Genomic DNA, 18800 nt, shown 5'->3' with positions numbered 1-18800 from the left:
GAACGATCAGTGACCGTCAGGCACGGCCGGCGGCGCCGTCGGCCCCAGGAGCCTCCTGAGCCCCGTCGGTCCCGCGGGTCGTGTCGGTCCCGGCGGAACCGGCGGAACCGGCGCTCCCGGAGGCCGCCGTCTCCGCCGGGCCACCGGCCGGGGAGCCGGTGGCACCGCCGGCCGGCGCGGCCGGGCGGGGGGCCGCGGCGGGGCCGGACGGCTTGCGGCCGAGCAGGCGGTCGGCGCGGGACCCGACGCCCCACGCGGTGACCCGCCACAGCGCCTCGACGACGATGTCCCGGCTCATCTTGGAGTCGCCGAGCTCCCGCTCCACGAAGGTGATGGGCACCTCGACGACGTGGTACCCGGCGGCCACCGCGCGGCGCGCAAGGTCGACCTGGAAGCAGTAGCCCTGGGAGGCGACCTCGTCGAGCCCCAGGCCCTCCAGGGTCTCCTTGCGGAAAGCCCGGAATCCGCCGGTGACGTCCCGGATGGGCACGTCGAGGAGCAGGCGGGAATAGGTGCTGCCGCCGCGGGAGAGGAACTCGCGGGACTTGGGCCAGTTCACGACCCGGCCGCCGGGGACCCAGCGCGAGCCCAGCACGAGATCGGCGCCCTTGAGGGCCGTCAGCAGCCGGGGCAGTTCCTCGGGCTGGTGGGAGCCGTCGGCGTCCATCTCGACGAGGACGCCGTAGTCGCGCTCGATGCCCCAGCGGAAGCCCGCCAGGTAGGCGGCCCCGAGGCCTTCCTTGCCCTTGCGGTGCAGGACGTGGACGTGCGCGTCCTCGGCGGCCAGTTCGTCGGCCAGCTTGCCGGTGCCGTCCGGGCTGTTGTCGTCGGCGACCAGGACGTCGACGTCCGGCACGGCGGCGCGCACCCGGGACACGATCGGCTTGATGTTCTCGGCCTCGTTGTAGGTCGGGATGATCACCAAGGCTCTGCCGAGCGGGCCGTACCGCCTCTGGCCACCGTCGTTCACTGCTGCCCCTTACGTCCGTACACGGATCACCACCATAGCGAGCCCGGGGCGCGGCCCGTCGCGGCGCGGTGCGCAAAGCGGCCGGACCGGCCGCGACGGCCCGTGCGGCGGGCGGTGCCGCGGGCGGCGCGGAGCCGGCACGGAAGGGCGCCGGAGGGCGTGGGGAGGGCGCCGGGCGGGGCGCGGATGGGGGCCCGACGTCCTTCGGGCCGACCTGGGGCCCGCTGGCTGCGGGTCGACCGAGAGCCGTTGTCTACTGAACGTCCGGGCCCCACCCGGGTCGCACCTCCCCGGGCTCCGGGGAGCAGGGGGGACCTCCGGCCGGCGGGTGCCTCCCTTCGCCCCCGGCACGCGGGCGCTGGACCTGGCTCCCAGTGGTGGTGTGCCGGTGCGGCGCACCACCCCATGGCCCAGCGGCGTTCGAGGACTGCGTGGAGGTCGGCCGGTCGGACGTCCTGTGGTGGACGCGGCCGAACCTACCCGCCGCCGACCGCTCGCTGTCAACAGTCGTTCCACCTGGGGTGATTGACAGAAACAGCAGGTCAGAGGGGAAGATCCGCAGGTCGCGGGGGACCCTGCGGGAAGCCGGCCGGACCGTGCGGCCCCGTCACGTCACTCGTTCGGTCGCAGGAAGACGGTACGTCCGCCGACGACGGTCCGCAGGCAGACGGGGAGGTCCACGCCCGGGGTCAGGTCGGGCAGGCCGGGCGTTCCGGAACGGGGGTCGGTGGACCAGCGGGCGACCCGGTCGTCGGGTGCCTGGACGACCAGTTCGTCGGCGCGCCAGACCGCGTAGTCGGCGGGCGCGCCCGGCACCAGGACGCCGGCGTCGTCCCGGCCGGTGGCCCGCCAGCCGCCCCGGGTGTGGGCGGTGAAGCCGGCCCGCACCGAGATGCGGTGCTCCGGCGTGCGGTGGAAGGCGGCGGCCCGGACGGTGCCCCAGGGGTCCAGCGGGGTGACGGGGCTGTCGGAGCCGAAGGCCAGGGGGACGCCGGCGCGCAGCATCGCGGCGTACGGGTTGAGCGTGCGCGCCCGCTCGGCGCCCAGCCGCCGCGCGTACATCCCGTCCTCCCCGCCCCAGGCGGCGTCGAAGGCGGGCTGTACCGAGGCGGTGAGGCCGAGCTCGGCGAAGGCGGCGATGGTCTCCGGGGTGAGCATCTCGGCGTGCTCGACGCGGTGGCGGGCGGCACGCACGCGTGCCAGGCCGACCGCCTCGGCGGCCGCCCGTACGCCGTCGACGACGGCGCTGACGGCGGCGTCCCCGATGGCGTGGAAGCCCGCCTGGAGCCCGGCCTCGGTGCAGGCGGTGACATGGGCGGCGACGGCGGCGGCGTCCAGGTGGGCGGTGCCGGTGTGCCCGGCGTCGGCGTACGGCTGGTGCAGGCAGGCGGTGTGCGAGCCGAGGGAGCCGTCGACGAAGAGGTCCCCGGCCGCTCCGACCGCGCCCAGTCCGCGGACGCGGCGGGCGTCCTTCTCGCCGGTCACCGCCTCGGCCCAGTAGCCGACGACCCGGAGGCCGGGCTCCTCGGCCGCCAGCGCCAGCAGAGCGGTGAAGTCGTCCTCGTCGGAGATCTCCGGGCCCGCGCACTCGTGGACGGTGCCGATGCCCAGGGAGGCGGCGCGGGCCAGTGCGGCACGCTGGGCGCCGGCGCGCTGGGCGGGGGTGACGGCGGCGTGCGCGGCGGCCCGTACGGCGTGGTGGGCGGCGCCGGTGAGCGGCTGGTCCGGGTGGTGTCCGGGCAGGTCGGTCACGCCGGGGACGAGGTCCAGCAGGGCGGTGGTGACGACCGCGGAGTGGACGTCGACGCGCGGCAGGTAGAGCGGGCGCCCGCCGGTGGCCTCGTCGAGTTCGGTACGGGACGGGGGGCGCTGTTCGGGCCAGCGGGCGGCGTCCCAGCCGTGGCCGAGGAGGACCCGGTCGGTGGGGCGCGCGGCGCTGTGCGCCCGTACGCGCTCCAGAGCCTCGGCGAGCGTGCGGGCGCCCGACAGGTCGAGGCCGGTGAGGGCGAGCCCGGTAGCCGTGGTGTGGACGTGCGCGTCGGTGAAGGCGGGGGTCACCAGGGCGCCTTCGAGGTCGATCACCTCGTCCACGCCGGAGGCGAAGGCGTCGGCGGCGCCCTCGGACCCCACCCAGGCGACATGGCCGCGTTCGACGACCATCGCGGTGGCGAAGGGGTCGGCGGGGCTGTGGACGTCTCCGCCGCGCAGGAGCACGGTGCGGTGTGCGCTCTCGGTCATGACGACCAGCCTAGATACCTGGTCAGACGCGCGGGGGCCGGGCCTCGTACGGAGTGGACAGGACCACGGTGGTACGGGTGGAGACGCCGGACTGCGAACGGATCCTGGTGAGCAGGTGCTCCAGCTCCAGCGGGGTGGAGACCCGCACCTTGAGGATGTAGTTCTCGTCGCCGGCCACGCTGTGGCAGGCCTCGATCTCGGCGATGTCGGCGAGCCGGTCCGCGATGTCGTCGGGGGCGCTGGGGTCGAACGGTTTGACCGAGATGAACGCGGTCAGCGGCAGGCCCACCGCCTCGGGGTCGACGACGGCGGCGTAACCGCGGATGACTCCGCGCTGCTCGAGGCGTCGGACGCGCTGATGCACCGCCGAGGTGGACAGGCCCGTGGCCTTGCCCAGATCGGTGTAGCTCATGCGCCCGTCCTTGACGAGCAACTCGACGATCTGACGATCCAGCTCCTCCATGCGGTCAACCTATTGCCCCGGGTGCCCCGCGGCACAGTCGGAGGCGCCCCGGAAGGGCACCTGCGGGCGGCATGTGACGAAGGCCACAGGTTTGCGGCAGGCGTCCTTCGTGACCGGATGGTTATCCGCGCGCGTGGAAGGGAATTGGTTGCTGTGGTCGAGGCCGCAAGAGCCTGGTCGGCCCACCCGAGGGGGAGATTCTCCATGCAGGAGCCTGTTGATTCGGTCGCATCCCACGAGGACGACGAACTCGACGCGTACGACACTTTCGAAATGGTCCGGGTCATTTGCCCGGACTGCTCGCAGCCCATCGCACTGCTGGCGGACGAGGACGAGCTGCCGGAGCACGCCCTGTGCCCGACGCCGTGGAACCCGTTCGTCCTGACGGTGTGCACGGGCACGGGACGGGCCGCGTCGGAGGCGCGGCCGGCCGACGAGTCCCTGGAGCTCCAGGAGCAGGACACGGCCCTGCTGCTGACCCTCCCGCAGGGGCTGGACTGGCGCACACAGCCGTTCTCGCACGTGGGCGGCCCCGGTTCGCGGCCCATCAAGGTGCCGCGCCCGACGCAGCGCCGGATGCCGCGGATGGGGCGCGCGGCCTGACGGGTCCGGCCCCGGCGCCCGGCCCGCGTGCCGGCCGCTCCGGCTCCACCCGGATCACTTGGTGACGGTCCCGCGTCCTCGCCCTGAGCACGGCGGGGGCGCGGGGACCTCACCGTCCTCCGCCCCCATGGCTGTTGACCCCACAGGGATGTGACGGTGCGTCAACCGGGTTCGGCGCACCGGTGCGCGATGGGGGCGACCTCCCCGTACGGGCTCGGCGGTCGGGGGTGAACTGGCGCCCGAATGCGCCGGGGGGTGACCAGGCGGGACCGCCCGGCGTTGGCCGGGCATGACCTCGCTGCACTCGACGTACCCGACGTACCCGACGAGCGGCTACGGTGCGAGCCGCATGGTCCCGGGTACGGAAGAATCGGTTCCGCAGTCCTCCGACCCGCCCATCTACCGGGCGCTGGTCCGTCAGTGGGCCGGCAGCGGCAAGACGCTGCCGGGCCGCCGCGACCAGGAGTGGTCCCGGCTCACGGCGGCCCCGGTGTGGGCGCTGCCCGGGGAGATCAGCGGCTCTCGGGGCCCACGACGTGACGGGCGATGACCATCCGCTGGATCTGGTTGGTGCCCTCGACGATCTGGAGCACCTTGGCCTCACGCATGTAGCGCTCGACGGGGAAGTCGGCGGTGTAGCCGTAGCCGCCCAGTACCTGCACCGCGTCGGTGGTGACCTTCATCGCCGCGTCCGTGCAGAAGAGCTTGGCCATGGCCGCCTCCCGGGAGAACGGCAGGCCGGCGTCGCGCAGCCGGGCCGCGGACAGGTACAGCGCGCGTCCCGCCTCGACCTGGGTGGCCATGTCGGCCAGCATGAAGCGCAGGCCCTGGAAGTCGGCGATGGGGCGGCCGAACTGCTTCCGGCCGGTGGCGTAGGTGAGCGCTTCGTCCAGCGCCGCCTGGGCGACGCCGATGGCGCACGCGGCGATGCCGAGCCGGCCCGAGTCCAGCGCCGACAGGGCGATGGCGAAACCCTGGCCCTCGTCGCCGATGCGGCGCGCGTCGGGGACGCGCACGCCGTCGAAGTGGAGCTGGGCGGTGGGTGAGCCCTTCATGCCCATCTTCTTCTCCGGCGCGGCGGCCGAGAGGCCGTCCGCGTCGCCGGGGACCAGGAAGGCGGTGATGCCGCGCGGGCCTTCGACGCCCGTGCGGGCCAGGACCGTGTAGAAGTCGGCGACGCCGCCGTGGGTGATCCACGCCTTGGTGCCGGTGATGACCCAGTCGTCGCCCTCGCGGACGGCCTTGGTGCGCAGCGAGGCGGCGTCCGAGCCGGAGGAGGGCTCGGACAGGCAGTAGGCGCCGAGGAGCCCGCCGCCCAGCATGGCCGCCAGGTGCTCGGTCCGCTGCTCCTTGGTGCCGTAGCCCGCGAGGGCGTGGCAGGCGAGGGAGTGGACGCTCACCCCGAGGCCCACAGTGAGCCGGGCGGCGGCGAGCTCTTCGAGGACCTGGAGGTAGACCTCGTACGGCTGGTCGCCGCCGCCGAAGGCGGAGTCGTACGGCAGGCCGAGCAGACCGGCTTCGGAGAGCAGGGTGAAGACCTCGCGCGGGAAGCGTCCGGCGTCCTCTTCCTCCGCCGCGCGCGGTGCGATCTCCCGCTGGACGATGTCACGAACCAGGGCGACGAGGTCCCTGGATTCCTCGGTGGGCAGCTGTCGTTCCACCGGCTGCGGGGCGCGGTCGGACATGGGGGCGCTCTCCTCCCTATCGGGCGCTGCGGCGGGCGCGCGCGAAGGGTAGGGCGGCGCCGCCGGGTCTCACTGCTTCGCCGATGCTGCCTTCCCGGATCACGGAACCGGCTGACCAGCGGCTGTGGCGGGTTGAGTATGCCCGATCGAGTGGCTCCCGTCACCGGTGGGCCGGGATGCCACGGGGACGCGACGGTCCGGAAGCTCGAGGGCCTGGGGGTGCCGGCGTGAAAACCGCTGCTCGGCATGGGCTTCCACGTCTCCGGGCGGCACCGCGAACGGGGAGCTGATCCGCTCCGTCCGGGAGCGGACCCGCCGCCCGGATCGCCGGGGCCGTCAGATCAGGCCGAGCCGCGTGACCAGCATGGCGAGGACGACGACGAGCACCCAGCCCAGGATGTGCTCCAGCAGCTCGGGGCCGTCGTCCTTCGGCCCGCCGGTACGGGCCCTGGGGGCGGCGAGGGCAGCGGCGTTGGTGGTCATGGTTTCCCGCTCTGTCGACCGTTGGGGGACGCCCTCCACAGTGCCAGCGCGGACGGGCCCCGGGGTAGAGACGTTCATCACGGTCCCGGGGCCGTCCGCCGCTGTCCGGCCCCGCTCAGCGGACGCCGACCGCCGCCAGGGCCCGGCGCTGCGCGGTCGTCGGACGGGCGGGCCAGTACAGGTAGCAGACGCCGCCCGTGCCGGAGACCACCTTTCCGGTGGCGTTGTAGCGCTTGGTCCGCAGCCAGATGTTCTCCCACTCGCGGCGCCGGTAGACCCGGCGTACGGCCTCGTTGCTCGGGGACGCGGGGTCGTTGGCGATCACGTCGCCGCCCTCGGTGAAGCCGATCACGGTCATCAGGTGGCCCGCCGTGCCGTAGCCGGCGCCCGTCAGCTCCTCGGCCCGGAAGGACTGCGAGGTGATCGCCGGGACACCCGCCCGGACCAGCGTCTCCAGGTCGGTCAGCGACCGCAGCCGCGTGACGACGGCGCTCAGGCCGTCGTAGGTGGCGGCGTAGGCGGCGTTGAAGGGCCAGTTGCCGCAGCCGTCGTACTGGTGGTCGAAGGTGGAGCGGGCCGCGTGGCACACCTGGGGGTCGGCGTAGGCGGGGTCCACCCAGGCCAGGTCCTCCGCGGTCGGCCGGCGGCCCCAGTACTCGACGATCATCTGCGAGGAGGTGGGGCTGCACCAGGCCTCGCCGCCGTTGTCGTACTCCGGGTACTGCCCGATGTGGAGGTTCTGGGAGTAGCGCGGGACGACCAGCTCGCGCGCCACGCCCGGCTCGGAGGCGGGCACCGTGAACCGGTCCGGGACGTCGGACGCCATGGCGCCCACCCGCCACACGGCCGGGGTGAGCCGGGTGCCGGGCCGGCGGTGGAGCGTGAGCCGCAGCCGGTAGGAGACCAGGCGCAGCCCGCTCGCCGTGTCGTCGACGGCGAGGGTGTCGGTCCAGACGCTGCTCCTGCCGTCCGTCTGGCCGTCCACCGAGGTGCGCCGGATGTCGCCGTCGCCGGCCGCCCAGCGGCCCATCACGTACCAGGGTGTCTCGGAGCCGTCCGGGTACCGGCCTTTCAGCTCGACCGCGATCCAGGTCCCGGCCGGGGTGGCGGCGTTCCAGGAAGCGATGACCTCGGTCGCGGGGGCGGTGGGGATGTGCTCGGGCGAGGTCCAGGTCGCGTACTCCCAGGTGCCCTTCGTGCCGGTGTGCGGATCGGTGTAGTCGGTGCGGCCGGCGGGGGTGTCGATCACCAGCGCGGGGCGCTGGGAGAGGACGGCGCGGGTCCCGGCGCGGATGCCGGTGCGCCAGTCCGTGTACGAGGTCCAGAAGCGGTTGTCGACGAAGCCGGACGACGCCCGGGGGCCGGCCGCGGCCCCGGTGGTGCCGCCGGCGGTCAGGGCGGAGACGGGCGCCGAGGAGGCCGCGGCGGTGCCGACCACGGCGAGCGCGGCCGCCAGCACGGTCCTGCGGGCGGCCGACGGCGCTTCGGGCGGCGGGGAACTGGTCATGGCGAGACCCCCGGTCGGTCGGGATGTTCGACGGGTACGTCAGGGCGGCGCGTACGACAGGTGCGTACGGCGGGTCCGCCCACTATCCCGGTTCCGGCGGCGGATCGGCCAGCGCCGCGGCACGCGTCGCCCCACGAATATTGGTCTCCACCTGTGGCTTTGTAGGGTGGCCGCATGGACGCCCTCGACCGCCACGCCGCCGCGCTGCGCGCGCTGCCGCCTTCGTGCGGCCCCGTCCGGCTGGTCGCGGTCGACGGACACGCCGGCTCGGGCAAGTCCACGTTCGCCGGCCGGCTGGCGGCGGCGCTCGGTGGCGCTCCCGTCCTCCACCTGGACGACATCGCCACCCACGAGGAACCGTTCGCCTGGACGGACCGGCTCCGGGAGCAGGTGCTCGAACCGCTGACCCGTGGCGAGGTCGCCCGCGTTCACCCGTACGACTGGAATCTGCGGCGGTTCGGTCCGCCCCGGCCGCTCCCGCCGGCCCCGGTCGTCCTCGTCGAGGGCGTGGGCGCCGGACGCCGGGCGCTGCGGCCCGTTCTGGCCCGGCTGCTGTGGATGGAACGGGGCCCGGTGGAGTCCTGGGAGCGGGGCCGGCACCGGGACGGACCGGCACAATCGGCGTTCTGGGACGGATGGACGGCGGCCGAGACCCGGCATTTCGCGACGGACCCGTCCCGGCCCTTCGCCGACGTCCTGGTACGCGAGTGCACCGTGGGATACGAGTGGCTGCCGGGGCCGTCTGTGACAGCGAGCCCGGACCACATCGTCACGTGACGTAACCGGCTCCGGCCCCCGTCCGGTCCACCGTACTGAGCAGTCGGAAATCAGCCTCCAGAGTGCCCCAACTTCGCTTGACCGACGGGGCTTACAGGTCTTACGTTCTCAATGTGCGGCTTTTCGGAGCCGACACGGACGCGAAGCCCCCGGTTGTTCCCCCGTGATCGGGGGCTTCGTTCTGCCCCCACCCCGCCGATTCCGGCGCCGCTCGAGCACCCGACGCTCACCGTCGGTCACCATTCCCGGGAAGCTCGCGGGCCCCTTCGCGCTCTTAAACGAACACTCCCCGTGCAGGTACGATGCCCCTCGGTGCGGTCAAATCCCGTTGATGAGAGGGCGATTGGGAACGCTTCCGGCGGGCGGCCGCCCGGCGGACAGGTACGGGGACACGGTTTGTGGGGGACCCGATGGACATCGGCACGCAGGGCACGCACGCCCCGGCCGACCTCGCCTGGCTGCGTGGCGTGGACGCCTACACCATGGGTGCGTATCCGCAGGCGGAGGAGGAGTTCCGGGCGGCGGTCCGGATCGATCCCGGCATGGCCGACGGCTGGCTCGGACTGCACGCGCTGCGCGTCGACACGACCACCGCGCTGCTGCGGATGTACCGCAACCGGGACCGGTTCGGTGAGCAGCGGGCCCGCTATCGCCGGACGCTGAACTCCTGGTACTGGCTGGGCTGGTGGGTCCAGCCCGTGCTGGAGTCCCCGCGCGACCTGCTGCTCGCCCACGCCTCCCACTGGCTCGACGGCCGCCACGTGCCGGAGCTGGACCGGGCGCTGGCGGGGCTGCCGCCCGTGGACGCCGACCCGCAGGTGCGCTTCCTGCACGCCTGCCGGGCCTACCTGGTCAAGGACTGGGACCAGCTCGTGCGCCACACCGAACCGCTGGTGGGCGATCCGCTGCTCGGCATCGAGGCCGGGCTGTTCGGCGGCATGGCCCGGGTGCGCCTGGAGATGTACGGGCAGGCGGAGCCGCTGCTGGCCGCCGCCCTGATGCGCTGCCGCAGCGAGCAGCCGCAGCGCAAGGAGCTGCGCTACTGGCTCGCCCGCGCGCGCGAGGGCACCGGCCGCAGCGCCGCCGCCCTCCCCCTGTACCGGGCGGTGCACCGGATCGACCCGGCCTTCATGGACACGGCCGCGCGACTCGCCGCGATCGCCGAGTACGACGGGTTCGACGGGACCGACGACCCGGTGGCCGACCTGGCCGCCGTCTCCCTGGCCGGCTTCGGGCAGGACGCGGCGGACCTCCCCGACGTCCCGGACGCCCCGCCCGGCGACGGGCTCCGTCTGGGCGGCGACCCGCAGCAGCCGCCGGGGCAGGCGCAGGGCGGGGGGCAGCCGCCGGGCCAGGCACCTGCCCAACCGCCCGCCCCCGCCCACGGCGTACGGGAGCAGGCGCCCGGTCCCGGCCGGCCGCGGACCCCGGCGTTCCCGGCGAGCCCCACCGATCCGGCGCTGCTGGCGGAGGCGCTCGCCGAGCTGGAGCGCATGGTGGGCATGGAGCCGGTCAAGCGGCAGGTGAAGGCGCTGTCGGCGCAGCTCGAGATGGCGAGGCTGCGGGCCGAGCAGGGGCTTCCGGTCCAGCCGCCGAAACGTCACTTTGTCTTCTCCGGTCCCTCCGGCACCGGGAAGACCACCGTCGCCAGGATCCTCGGCCGGGTCTTCTACGCGCTCGGGCTGCTCGGCGGCGACCACCTCGTGGAGGCCCAGCGGTCCGACCTGGTCGGGGAGTTCCTGGGGCAGACCGCCGTGAAGGCCAACGAGCTGATCGACTCGGCGCTGGGCGGGGTGCTGTTCGTCGACGAGGCGTACTCGCTGTCGAACTCCGGCTACAGCAAGGGCGACGCCTACGGCGACGAGGCGCTCCAGGTGCTGCTCAAGCGCGCCGAGGACAACCGCGACCACCTGGTGGTCATCCTCGCCGGCTACCCGGAGGGCATGGACCGGCTGCTCGCCGCCAACCCCGGTCTGTCGTCCCGCTTCACCACCCGGGTCGACTTCCCCTCGTACCGGCCCGCCGAGCTGACCGCCATCGGCCAGGTGCTGGCCGCGGCGAACGACGACGTCTGGGACGAGGAGGCCCTCGACGAGCTGCGCTCCATCAGCGGCCACGTCGTCGAGCAGGGCTGGATCGACGAGCTGGGCAACGGCCGGTTCCTGCGCACGCTGTACGAGAAGTCGTGCGCCTACCGGGACCTGCGGCTGTCCGGCTACACCGTGACGCCCACCCGCGAGGACCTCGCCACGCTGCGCCTGCCGGACCTGATGCAGGCGTACGGCGAGGTCCTGTCGGGCCGCGGTCCCTCGAACCGCGGCCCCCAGGACCCGCCGGGCGGCTACTGACCCGGGCGGGGTGCGCCCCGGGCGGATCAGGCGGTCAGGACGCCCTTGCTGGCGGAGCCGGAGGGCTGCTCCGACGGCGCTCCGGCGAGCGGCTCCTGGTTCCGGTCCGGACCCGGCTCCTGGTTCCCGCCCGTTGCCGTGCCCGGCCCCGTCCCCCGGTCCAGGTCCCGGTCGCGGTCGTCGTCCGGGGAGCCGGCCGGGGGCGCGGGGGCGACCATCGGGACCGGTGGCGCGGCCGAGCGGTGTGCCGGGTCGCGTACCTCGCCGACCAGCATTTCCAGGACGTCCTCCAGGGCGACCAGGCCCAGGATGCGGCCCGACGCGTCGGCGACCTGCGCCAGGTGCGTGGCCGCGCGGCGCATCACGGTGAGGGCGTCGTCGAGCGGCAGCTCCGCCCGCAGCGTGGCCATCGGCCGCCAGACGTGCTGCGGTACGGCGCGGCCGGCGTCCTCCAGGTCCAGCACGTCCTTGACGTGCACGAACCCCATGAAGCCCCCTCCCCCGCCCTCCGCGCACACCGGGAACCGGGAGTACCCGGTGCGGACGGTGAGCTCCTCGACCTCGGCGGGTGTGACCGACGGGGTGACCGTCACCAGGGACGGACGCGGGATGAGGACGTCGGACACCGGGCGGCTGCCCAGTTCCAGGGCGTCCTCCAGGCGTTCCTGTTCGGCCGGGTCGAGCAGCCCGGCCTGGCCGGCGTCCTCGACGAGCCGGCCGAGCTGGGCACGGGTGAAGACCGCCTCCACCTCGTCCTTGGGCTCCACCCGGAAGGCCTTCAGCACCAGCCGGGAGCACGCGCCCAGCGCCGCCGTCACCGGACGGCACAGCCGGGCGAAGCCGACCAGCCCGGGGCTGAGCCACAGCGCGGTCCTCTCGGGCGCCGCCATGGCCAGGTTCTTCGGCAGCATCTCGCCGATGACGAGGTGCAGGAAGACCACCACGGCGAGCGCGATGACGTAGCCCAGTGGATGGACCAGGCCCTCGGGCAGCCGTACCGCGTGGAAGACCGGCTCCAGCAGGTGCGCCACCGTCGGTTCGGCGACCGCGCCCAGGGTGAGCGAGCAGACGGTGATGCCGAACTGCGCGGCGGCCATCATCCGCGGCAGGTTCTCCAGGCCGTACAGGACCTGCCGGGCCCGCTTGGAGCCGGGGCCGAGGGGCTCGATCTGGCTGCGGCGTACCGAGACGAGGGCGAACTCGGCACCGACGAAGAAGCCGTTCGCGAGCACGAGCAGGCCGGCGAAGAGGAGCTGGAGGACGCTCATCGGACCGCCTCCGTCATGACACCGGCGTCCGCCGTGCGGACCAGCCGCACGCGTTCGGCTCGGTACCGGTCCACCTGGCGCACGGAGAGGCGCCAGCCGGGCAGTTCGGCGCGGTCGCCGGGGGCGGGGATGCGGCCGAGCAGGTCGGCCACGAGCCCGGCGACGGTCTCGTACGGCCCGTCGGGGACGTCGAGGCCTATCCGCTTCAGGGTGTGGACGCGGCAACTGCCGTCGGCCTCCCACGCGGCATGGCCGTCCTCGGCCGCGACGGCGGCGAGTTCGGGCAGGTCGTCGGCCTCGGCGTCGTGCTCGTCGCGGACCTCGCCGACGAGTTCCTCGACGATGTCCTCCAGGGTGACGACGCCGGCGGTGCCGCCGTACTCGTCGACGACGACGGCGATCGGCTGCTCACTGCGCAGCCGCTCCAGCAGTGCCTGGGCGGGCAGGGTCTCGGGGACCAGCAGCGGAGGGACGGCGACCCGGCCCACCGGGGTGCGCAGCCGCTCGTGTCCGGGCACGGCGAGCGCGTCCTTGAGGTGGACCATGCCGACGATCTCGTCGATGCGGTCCCGGTAGACCGGGAAGCGCGACAGGCCGGTGGCCCGGGTGAGGTTGACGACGTCCGCGGCCGTGGCGTCGGTGCGCAGGGCGTTGACCTTCACGCGCGGGGTCATCAGGTGCTGCGCGGTGAGCCCGCCCAGCGAGAGGGTGCGTACGAAGAGGTCGGCCGTGTCCTGTTCGAGGGCGCCGGCCCGTGCCGAGTGCCGGGCGAGCGAGACCAGCTCGCCGGGGGTACGGGCGGAGGCGAGCTCCTCGGTGGGCTCGACGCCCAGCAGCCGCACGAGGCGGTTGGCGGCGGCGTTGAGCAGGGTGATGACCGGCCGGAAGGCGGACGAGAACAGCGCCTGCGGGCCGGCGACGAAGCGTGCCACGTGCAGGGGCCGGGAGACGGCCCAGTTCTTCGGGACCAGCTCGCCGATCACCATCTGGACGGCGGACGCGCCCAGCATGCCGATCACCACCGCGGCGCCGGAGACGGCCCCCGCGGGCAGTCCCGTGGCGGTCAGCGGCCCGTCGAGGAGCCGCGCGAGCGCCGGTTCGGCGAGCATGCCGACGACGAGCGAGGTGATGGTGATGCCGAGCTGCGTGCCGGACAGCTGGAAGGACAGCTCCCGCAGGGACGTCACGACCGTGCGGGCCCGCCGGTCGCCCTCGGCGGCGGCGCGTTCGGCGTCCGCCCGTTCCACGGTGACGAGGCCGAACTCGGCCGCCACGAAGAAGCCGTTGGCGAGGATCAGGAGGAATGCCGCGGCGAGCAGCAGGAGGGGGATGGTCATGCCGCCGACTCCTCGGAGGGGGCGGCGCAGGTACTACCGGACGATCCGTCCATTGCTGGAGGGAATCACTCCTCGGGTCGCTGGGGCCCCGCCGGCCGTGTGGTGCGTGGTGCTGCCGTGTGTGCGGGGCGGTGGCGCGGTCGGCGCCACCGCCACAAGAGTAATCACGCGGGGCCCCGGTGGGGCAGAGGGTCGGCGCCCATCCGGGCGACCGGCGGGCGGCGGGGGCGCGTTCAGGCGGCGTCGGTGCCGGTGCCGCGGGTCTCGGCGAGGGCGCGCAGGGCCTGGGCGTCGCGGATGGCCTGCCGCTTGCCGATCCCCGGCTGGATGCCGAGCGCGGGCATGCTGGTGCCGTCGCTGAGGTCCAGGAACACCCAGGGGTCGCCCTCGCGCAGGTTGACCTGGAGGATCTCCGCCCAGGCGAGCCGGCGCCGCCGCGTGAGGTTGACCACGGTGACGCCCTCGTCGTCCGCGACGACCTTGGGGCGGCTGAGGAGGGCGAGCACGCCGAAGAAGAGCGCCGCCGTGAAGACGAAGCTGGCGCGCTCCCCCGGGCCGAGCTTGTCCAGCATCAGGGCGACGGCCGTGATGGTCGCGAACATCACCGTGCCCACGGCCAGCAGGACGGCCCGGGTGCGGGTCGGCCGGAAGGTGACCGGGAGGACGGGGAGGCGGGGGTCGGACATGTGACGTACCGGTTCTGGGTCGGGCCTCGGAGGGGGCGGCGCAGCGGGGGTGGCTCCGGGGCGGCCCCTGGGCCGGCCCGGGAAAGACCGCGTCCGGCGCGGGCCCGGGGGCCGGGCGCCGGAGGCGGTTTAGCCGGGCCGCGCCTCAGAGGCGGCAGGCGTGGATCTCGGTGGTGAGGATGGCGCGGGCGCCCAGGGCGTACAGGTCGTCCATGATCCGCTGCGCCTCACGGGCGGGGACCATGGCGCGGACGGCGACCCAGCCCTCGTTGTGCAGCGGGGAGACCGTCGGGGACTCCAGGCCGGGGGTGAGGGCGACGGCCTGCTCCAGGTGCTCGGCGCGGCAGTCGTAGTCCATCATCACGTACGACCGGGCCACCAGGACGCCCTGGAGGCGGCGCAGGAACTGCTGCACTCGTGGGTCGTCGGCGGGGGCGCCGGTGCCGGCGGCACCCCCGGACGGAGTCCGGGGGAGGATGACGACGGCCTCGGACCTGAGGATCGGCTCGCCGATGACCTCCAGGCCCGCGTTGCGCAGCGAGGTGCCGGTCTCCACGACGTCGGCGATGATCTGGGCGACACCGAGCTCGATCGCGGTCTCGACCGCGCCGTCGAGGTGCACCACGGAGGCGTCGATGCCCTGGTCGGCGAGGTGCTTGGCGACGATGCCCTCGTAGGAGGTGGCGATCGTCATGCCGCCGAAGTCGGCGGGGCCGCTCGCGGTGCCGGGCTTGGTGGCGTACCGGAAGGTGGAGCGGGCGAAGCCGAGCTGGAGGATCTCCTCGGCGTCGGCGCCGGAGTCCAGCAGGAGGTCGCGGCCGGTGATGCCGATGTCGAGCTTGCCGGAGCTGACGTAGATGGCGATGTCGCGGGGGCGGAGGTAGAAGAACTCGACCTCGTTCTCCGGGTCGACCATCACCAGCTCTTTGGACTCCTTGCGCTGCTGGTAGCCGGCCTCATGGAGCATCGCCGACGCAGGTCCGGACAGTGAACCCTTGTTGGGGACGGCGATGCGCAGCATGGGGTGGGCTTCCTAACTATGAAAAGGAGGTTCTGTGGGAGCGGTGGTGCTCAGAGGTGGGCGTAGACGTCGTCGAGCGAGATCCCGCGAGCGACCATCATCACTTGGACGTGGTACAGCAGCTGCGAGATCTCCTCGGCGGCGGCTTCCTTGCCCTCGTACTCGGCGGCCATCCAGACCTCGGCGGCCTCCTCGACGACCTTCTTGCCGATGGCATGGACGCCCTTGTCCACCAGCTCGGCGGTGCGGGAGGTGGCGGGATCGCCGGTCTTGGCCTTGAGCTCCAGCTCGGCGAAGAGCTCTTCGAAGCTTTTACGGGTTCTGTTCGCCATGATGGTCCTAAGAGTACGGGGTGGGACATGCCCACTCAGCGCCAGGGTTCGCTGACCGTGCGCAGTGTGGTGGCGGTGGAGACGGCGGCGGTGACCGCCTCGTGCCCCTTGTCCTCGTTCGAGCCCTCCAGGCCGGCCCGGTCCAGGGCCTGCTCCTCGGTGTCGCAGGTCAGTACGCCGAAACCGACGGGGACGCCGGTGTCGACGGAGACCTGCACCAGGCCCTGGGTGACGCCCTGGCACACGTACTCGAAGTGGGGGGTGCCGCCGCGGATGACGACGCCGAGCGCGACGATCGCGTCGTAGCCGCGGCCGGCGAGGACCTTGGCGACGACCGGGAGCTCGAAGCTGCCGGGGACCCGCAGCAGGGTCGGCTCGTCGATGCCGAGCTCGTGCAGGGCGCGCAGGGCGCCGCCGACGAGGCCGTCCATGATCTTCTCGTGCCACTGCGCCGCGATCACGGCGACCCGGAGGTCGCCGCAGTTCTTCACGCTCAGTTCGGGTGCGCCCTTGCCGCTCACGTACGTACTCTCCTCGTGCTCTGGTGCTGGACCGTGCTGGTTACTGGTTGTTGCAGGGGGACGCGCCGGAGGCGTCGAGCCACGGCAGGTCGTGGCCCATCCGGTCGCGCTTGGTGCGCAGGTAGCGGAGGTTGTGCTCCCCGGCCTGGACAGGCATGGGCTCGCGGCCGTTGACCGTCAGTCCGTGGCGGACGAGGGCGTCGACCTTGTCGGGGTTGTTGGTCATCAGCCGGAGGCTGCGTACGCCGAGGTCGGCGAGCATCTGGGCGCCGGCGGCGTAGTCGCGGGCGTCGGCGGGAAGGCCGAGCTCCAGGTTGGCGTCGAGGGTGTCGTGGCCGCGTTCCTGGAGTTCGTAGGCGCGCAGCTTGGACAGCAGGCCGATGCCGCGTCCCTCATGGCCGCGCAGGTAGACGACGACACCGCGGCCGGCCTCGGTGACGCGGTCCATGGAGGCCTGGAGCTGGGGTCCGCAGTCGCAGCGCAGCGAGTGGAAGATGTCGCCGGTGAGGCATTCGGAGTGGAGGCGGACGAGGACGTCCTCGCCGTCGCCGATGTCGCCGTGGACGAGGGCGATGTGCTCGACGCCGTCGACGGTGGAGCGGTAGCCGTACGCGGTGTACGCGCCGTGCGCGGTCGGCAGCCGTACCTCCGCCTCGCGGCGGACGGTGGGCTCGCTGCTGCGGCGGTAGGCGATGAGGTCCTCGATCGAGATGATCGTCAGGCCGTGCTTGCGGGCGAAGGGCACCAGCTCGGGCAGGCGCAGCATGACGCCGTCCTCGCCGGCGATCTCGACGATGGCGCCGGCCGGGCGGAGTCCGGCGAGCCGGGCCAGGTCGACGGCGGCCTCGGTGTGCCCGTTGCGGACGAGGACGCCGCCGGGCTGGGCGCGCAGCGGGAAGACGTGGCCGGGCCGGACGAAGTCGGCCGGGGCGGCCACGCCGCTCGCGAGGAGCTGAAGGGTGGTGGCGCGGTCGGCGGCGGAGATGCCGGTGGTCACGCCGTGGACGGGGGCGGCGTCGACGGAGACGGTGAAGGCCGTCTTCATGGACTCGGTGTTGTCGCCGACCATCTGCGGGAGCTGGAGGCGGTCCAGTTCGTCGCCCTCCATGGGGGCGCAGATCAGGCCGCGGCACTCGCTCATCATGAAGGCGACGATCTCGGGGGTGGCCTTCTCGGCGGCGATGACGAGGTCGCCCTCGTTCTCGCGGTCCTCGTCGTCGACGACCACCACGGGGCGGCCTGCGGCGATGTCGCGGATGGCCTGCTCGACGGGGTCGAGGGCGAGGTCCGTGGCGTCCCAGAGGGGGAGGCTGCTCATGCGGGTGCTCCTTCCAGGGAGGCGGACTCGCTCGCTCGGGAGCGCAGCCACCAGTCGCGCAGGCCCCACAGGACGAGCGCGCCGTAGATGACGTAGACGAAGCCGGAGAAGGCGTAGCCGTTGACGAAGTTCAGCGGTACGCCGACGAGGTCGACCAGCAGCCAGGCGAACCAGAACTCGACCATGCCGCGGGCCTGGGCGTACATGGCGACCAGCGTGCCGACGAAGATGTACGCGTCGGGCCACGGGTCCCAGGACAGCGCCGGGTAGGCGGTGAACAGGCCGCCGACGGCGAGGGTGCCGAGGAGGGCGCCGCCCGCCATGAGGCCGCGTTCACGCCAGGTGGCGAAGCGCACGGCGATGGAGCCGTCCTGGTCGCGCTGCCGGCCACGGGTCCACTGCCACCAGCCCCAGGCGGCGACGACCATGACCACGACCTGCTTGCCGGCGCTGCCGGTGAGGTGGCCCGCGAAGGCGGCGAAGAGAATGGCGCCGGACAGGAACTGGGCGGGCCAGGTCAGCACGGAGCGCCGCCAGCCGAGCGCGAGGGCGACCAGGCCGATGGTGTTGCCGATCATGTCCGACCAGAGGATGTGCTGGCCGAAGGCGGTGAAGGCCTCTGAGTTGAGCCAGTTCACTGGGTGTTCCCCCCGTAGGTGGTGCCGACGAGCCGCTCGACGTACTTGGCGATGACGTCGACCTCGAGGTTGACCGGGTCGCCCGGCTCCTTGATGCCCAGCGTGGTGAGGGCGAGGGTCGTCGGGATGAGGCTGATGGTGAAGTGGTCGGCCCCGGCGTCGACGACGGTGAGGCTGACGCCGTCGACGGTGATGGAGCCCTTCTCGACGACGTACCGGCGGAGCGCGGCCGGGAGGGAGACCTTGACGATCTCCCAGTTGTCGGAGGGGGTGCGTTCCAGGATGGTGCCGGTGCCGTCGACGTGGCCCTGCACGATGTGGCCGCCGAGCCGGTCGCCGACGGCCATGGGGCGCTCCAGGTTGACCCGGGAGCCGGGGGTGAGGGCCCCGAGGCTGGAGCGGTTCAGCGTCTCGGCCATGACGTCGGCGGTGAACTCGCCGTCGGCGGTGTCCACGACGGTGAGGCAGACGCCGTTGACGGCGATCGAGTCGCCGTGCTTGGCGTCCCCGGTGACAAGGGGGCCGCGCAGGCGGAAGCGGGAGGAGTCGCCGAGGTTCTCGACGGCGGTGACCTCGCCCAGCTCTTCGACGATTCCGGTGAACAC

Annotated in this window: 18 protein-coding genes; 3 read left to right on the top strand and 15 right to left on the bottom strand. The window is 73.4% G+C overall.

Features of this window, described 5'->3' with window-relative positions; genetic code table 11:
* Nucleotides 1-16: 16 nt before the first annotated feature.
* From ACF068_RS22350 to ACF068_RS22340, 3 genes are all read right to left on the bottom strand, one after another.
* Entirely contained in the window at nt 17-922 is a 906-nt protein-coding gene (locus tag ACF068_RS22350) for a polyprenol monophosphomannose synthase (RefSeq protein ID WP_392276015.1), read from the bottom strand.
* Nucleotides 923-1582: 660 nt separating this feature from the next.
* Nucleotides 1583-3208 carry an amidohydrolase gene (locus tag ACF068_RS22345; protein WP_392276014.1) on the bottom strand — a complete coding sequence of 542 codons (1626 nt, stop codon included), beginning with the start codon at nt 3206-3208 and terminating at the stop codon, nt 1583-1585.
* Between the two features lie 22 nt (nt 3209-3230).
* A complete protein-coding gene (locus tag ACF068_RS22340) occupies nt 3231-3671 on the bottom strand; it encodes an Lrp/AsnC family transcriptional regulator (protein WP_392276013.1) in 441 nt (146 codons plus the stop codon).
* 204 nt (nt 3672-3875) lie between these two features.
* Here ACF068_RS22340 and ACF068_RS22335 point away from each other — a divergent pair, with 204 nt between their 5' ends.
* Nucleotides 3876-4274 carry a hypothetical protein gene (locus ACF068_RS22335; RefSeq protein WP_392276012.1) on the top strand — a complete coding sequence of 133 codons (399 nt, stop codon included), beginning with the start codon at nt 3876-3878 and terminating at the stop codon, nt 4272-4274.
* A gap of 512 nt (nt 4275-4786) precedes the next feature.
* On the opposite strand, the gene ACF068_RS22330 is transcribed toward ACF068_RS22335, so the two are convergent.
* The 3 genes from ACF068_RS22330 to ACF068_RS22320 all read right to left on the bottom strand — a co-directional run bounded on the left by ACF068_RS22330 (nt 4787) and on the right by ACF068_RS22320 (nt 7949).
* Nucleotides 4787-5959 carry an acyl-CoA dehydrogenase gene (locus ACF068_RS22330; protein WP_392276011.1) on the bottom strand — a complete coding sequence of 391 codons (1173 nt, stop codon included), beginning with the start codon at nt 5957-5959 and terminating at the stop codon, nt 4787-4789.
* A 336-nt stretch (nt 5960-6295) separates the two neighbouring features.
* Nucleotides 6296-6442: an SCO1431 family membrane protein gene (locus tag ACF068_RS22325; RefSeq protein ID WP_392276010.1), complete on the bottom strand. Its 147-nt coding sequence runs from the start codon at nt 6440-6442 to the stop codon at nt 6296-6298.
* A 115-nt stretch (nt 6443-6557) separates the two neighbouring features.
* Entirely contained in the window at nt 6558-7949 is a 1392-nt protein-coding gene (locus ACF068_RS22320) for a C39 family peptidase (protein ID WP_392276009.1), read from the bottom strand.
* 174 nt (nt 7950-8123) lie between these two features.
* Between ACF068_RS22320 and ACF068_RS22315 the strand changes: the two genes are divergently transcribed.
* The gene (locus ACF068_RS22315) at nt 8124-8726 is read left to right on the top strand and encodes a uridine kinase (protein ID WP_392276008.1); all 603 of its coding nucleotides are present in this window, start codon (nt 8124-8126) and stop codon (nt 8724-8726) included.
* A gap of 410 nt (nt 8727-9136) precedes the next feature.
* Nucleotides 9137-11074 carry an AAA family ATPase gene (locus ACF068_RS22310; protein WP_392276007.1) on the top strand — a complete coding sequence of 646 codons (1938 nt, stop codon included), beginning with the start codon at nt 9137-9139 and terminating at the stop codon, nt 11072-11074.
* Nucleotides 11075-11100: 26 nt separating this feature from the next.
* On the opposite strand, the gene ACF068_RS22305 is transcribed toward ACF068_RS22310, so the two are convergent.
* From ACF068_RS22305 to ACF068_RS22265, 9 genes are all read right to left on the bottom strand, one after another.
* Entirely contained in the window at nt 11101-12342 is a 1242-nt protein-coding gene (locus ACF068_RS22305) for a hemolysin family protein (protein ID WP_392276006.1), read from the bottom strand.
* Nucleotides 12339-13679 carry a hemolysin family protein gene (locus tag ACF068_RS22300; RefSeq protein WP_392276005.1) on the bottom strand — a complete coding sequence of 447 codons (1341 nt, stop codon included), beginning with the start codon at nt 13677-13679 and terminating at the stop codon, nt 12339-12341. Before ACF068_RS22300 ends, ACF068_RS22305 begins: the two co-directional genes overlap by 4 nt.
* Before the next feature lie 233 nt (nt 13680-13912).
* Nucleotides 13913-14365: a PH domain-containing protein gene (locus tag ACF068_RS22295; protein WP_392276004.1), complete on the bottom strand. Its 453-nt coding sequence runs from the start codon at nt 14363-14365 to the stop codon at nt 13913-13915.
* Nucleotides 14366-14510: 145 nt separating this feature from the next.
* On the bottom strand, nt 14511-15386 hold the full coding sequence (gene hisG, locus ACF068_RS22290) for an ATP phosphoribosyltransferase (RefSeq protein WP_392276003.1): 876 nt from the start codon (nt 15384-15386) through the stop codon (nt 14511-14513).
* 50 nt (nt 15387-15436) lie between these two features.
* Nucleotides 15437-15718: a phosphoribosyl-ATP diphosphatase gene (locus ACF068_RS22285; RefSeq protein ID WP_126884800.1), complete on the bottom strand. Its 282-nt coding sequence runs from the start codon at nt 15716-15718 to the stop codon at nt 15437-15439.
* 35 nt (nt 15719-15753) lie between these two features.
* Nucleotides 15754-16239, bottom strand: coding sequence for a 6,7-dimethyl-8-ribityllumazine synthase (gene ribH, locus ACF068_RS22280; RefSeq protein WP_392276002.1), 486 nt, complete (start codon nt 16237-16239; stop codon nt 15754-15756).
* Nucleotides 16240-16279: 40 nt separating this feature from the next.
* Nucleotides 16280-17557 (bottom strand): bifunctional 3,4-dihydroxy-2-butanone-4-phosphate synthase/GTP cyclohydrolase II, encoded by a 1278-nt coding sequence (locus ACF068_RS22275; protein WP_392276001.1) that lies wholly within the window; start codon nt 17555-17557, stop codon nt 16280-16282.
* Entirely contained in the window at nt 17554-18195 is a 642-nt protein-coding gene (locus tag ACF068_RS22270) for a nicotinamide riboside transporter PnuC (RefSeq protein WP_392276000.1), read from the bottom strand. The genes ACF068_RS22275 and ACF068_RS22270 overlap by 4 nt, the downstream gene beginning before the upstream one ends.
* Entirely contained in the window at nt 18192-18800 is a 609-nt protein-coding gene (locus ACF068_RS22265) for a riboflavin synthase (RefSeq protein WP_392275999.1), read from the bottom strand. Before ACF068_RS22265 ends, ACF068_RS22270 begins: the two co-directional genes overlap by 4 nt.

Source organism: Streptomyces sp. NPDC016309, from assembly GCF_043077235.1.
In the GTDB taxonomy this organism is placed as follows: Bacteria; Actinomycetota; Actinomycetes; order Streptomycetales; family Streptomycetaceae; genus Streptomyces.
Note: the sequence above shows the minus strand (reverse complement) of the source record. Positions and strands in the feature narration are given on the sequence as shown.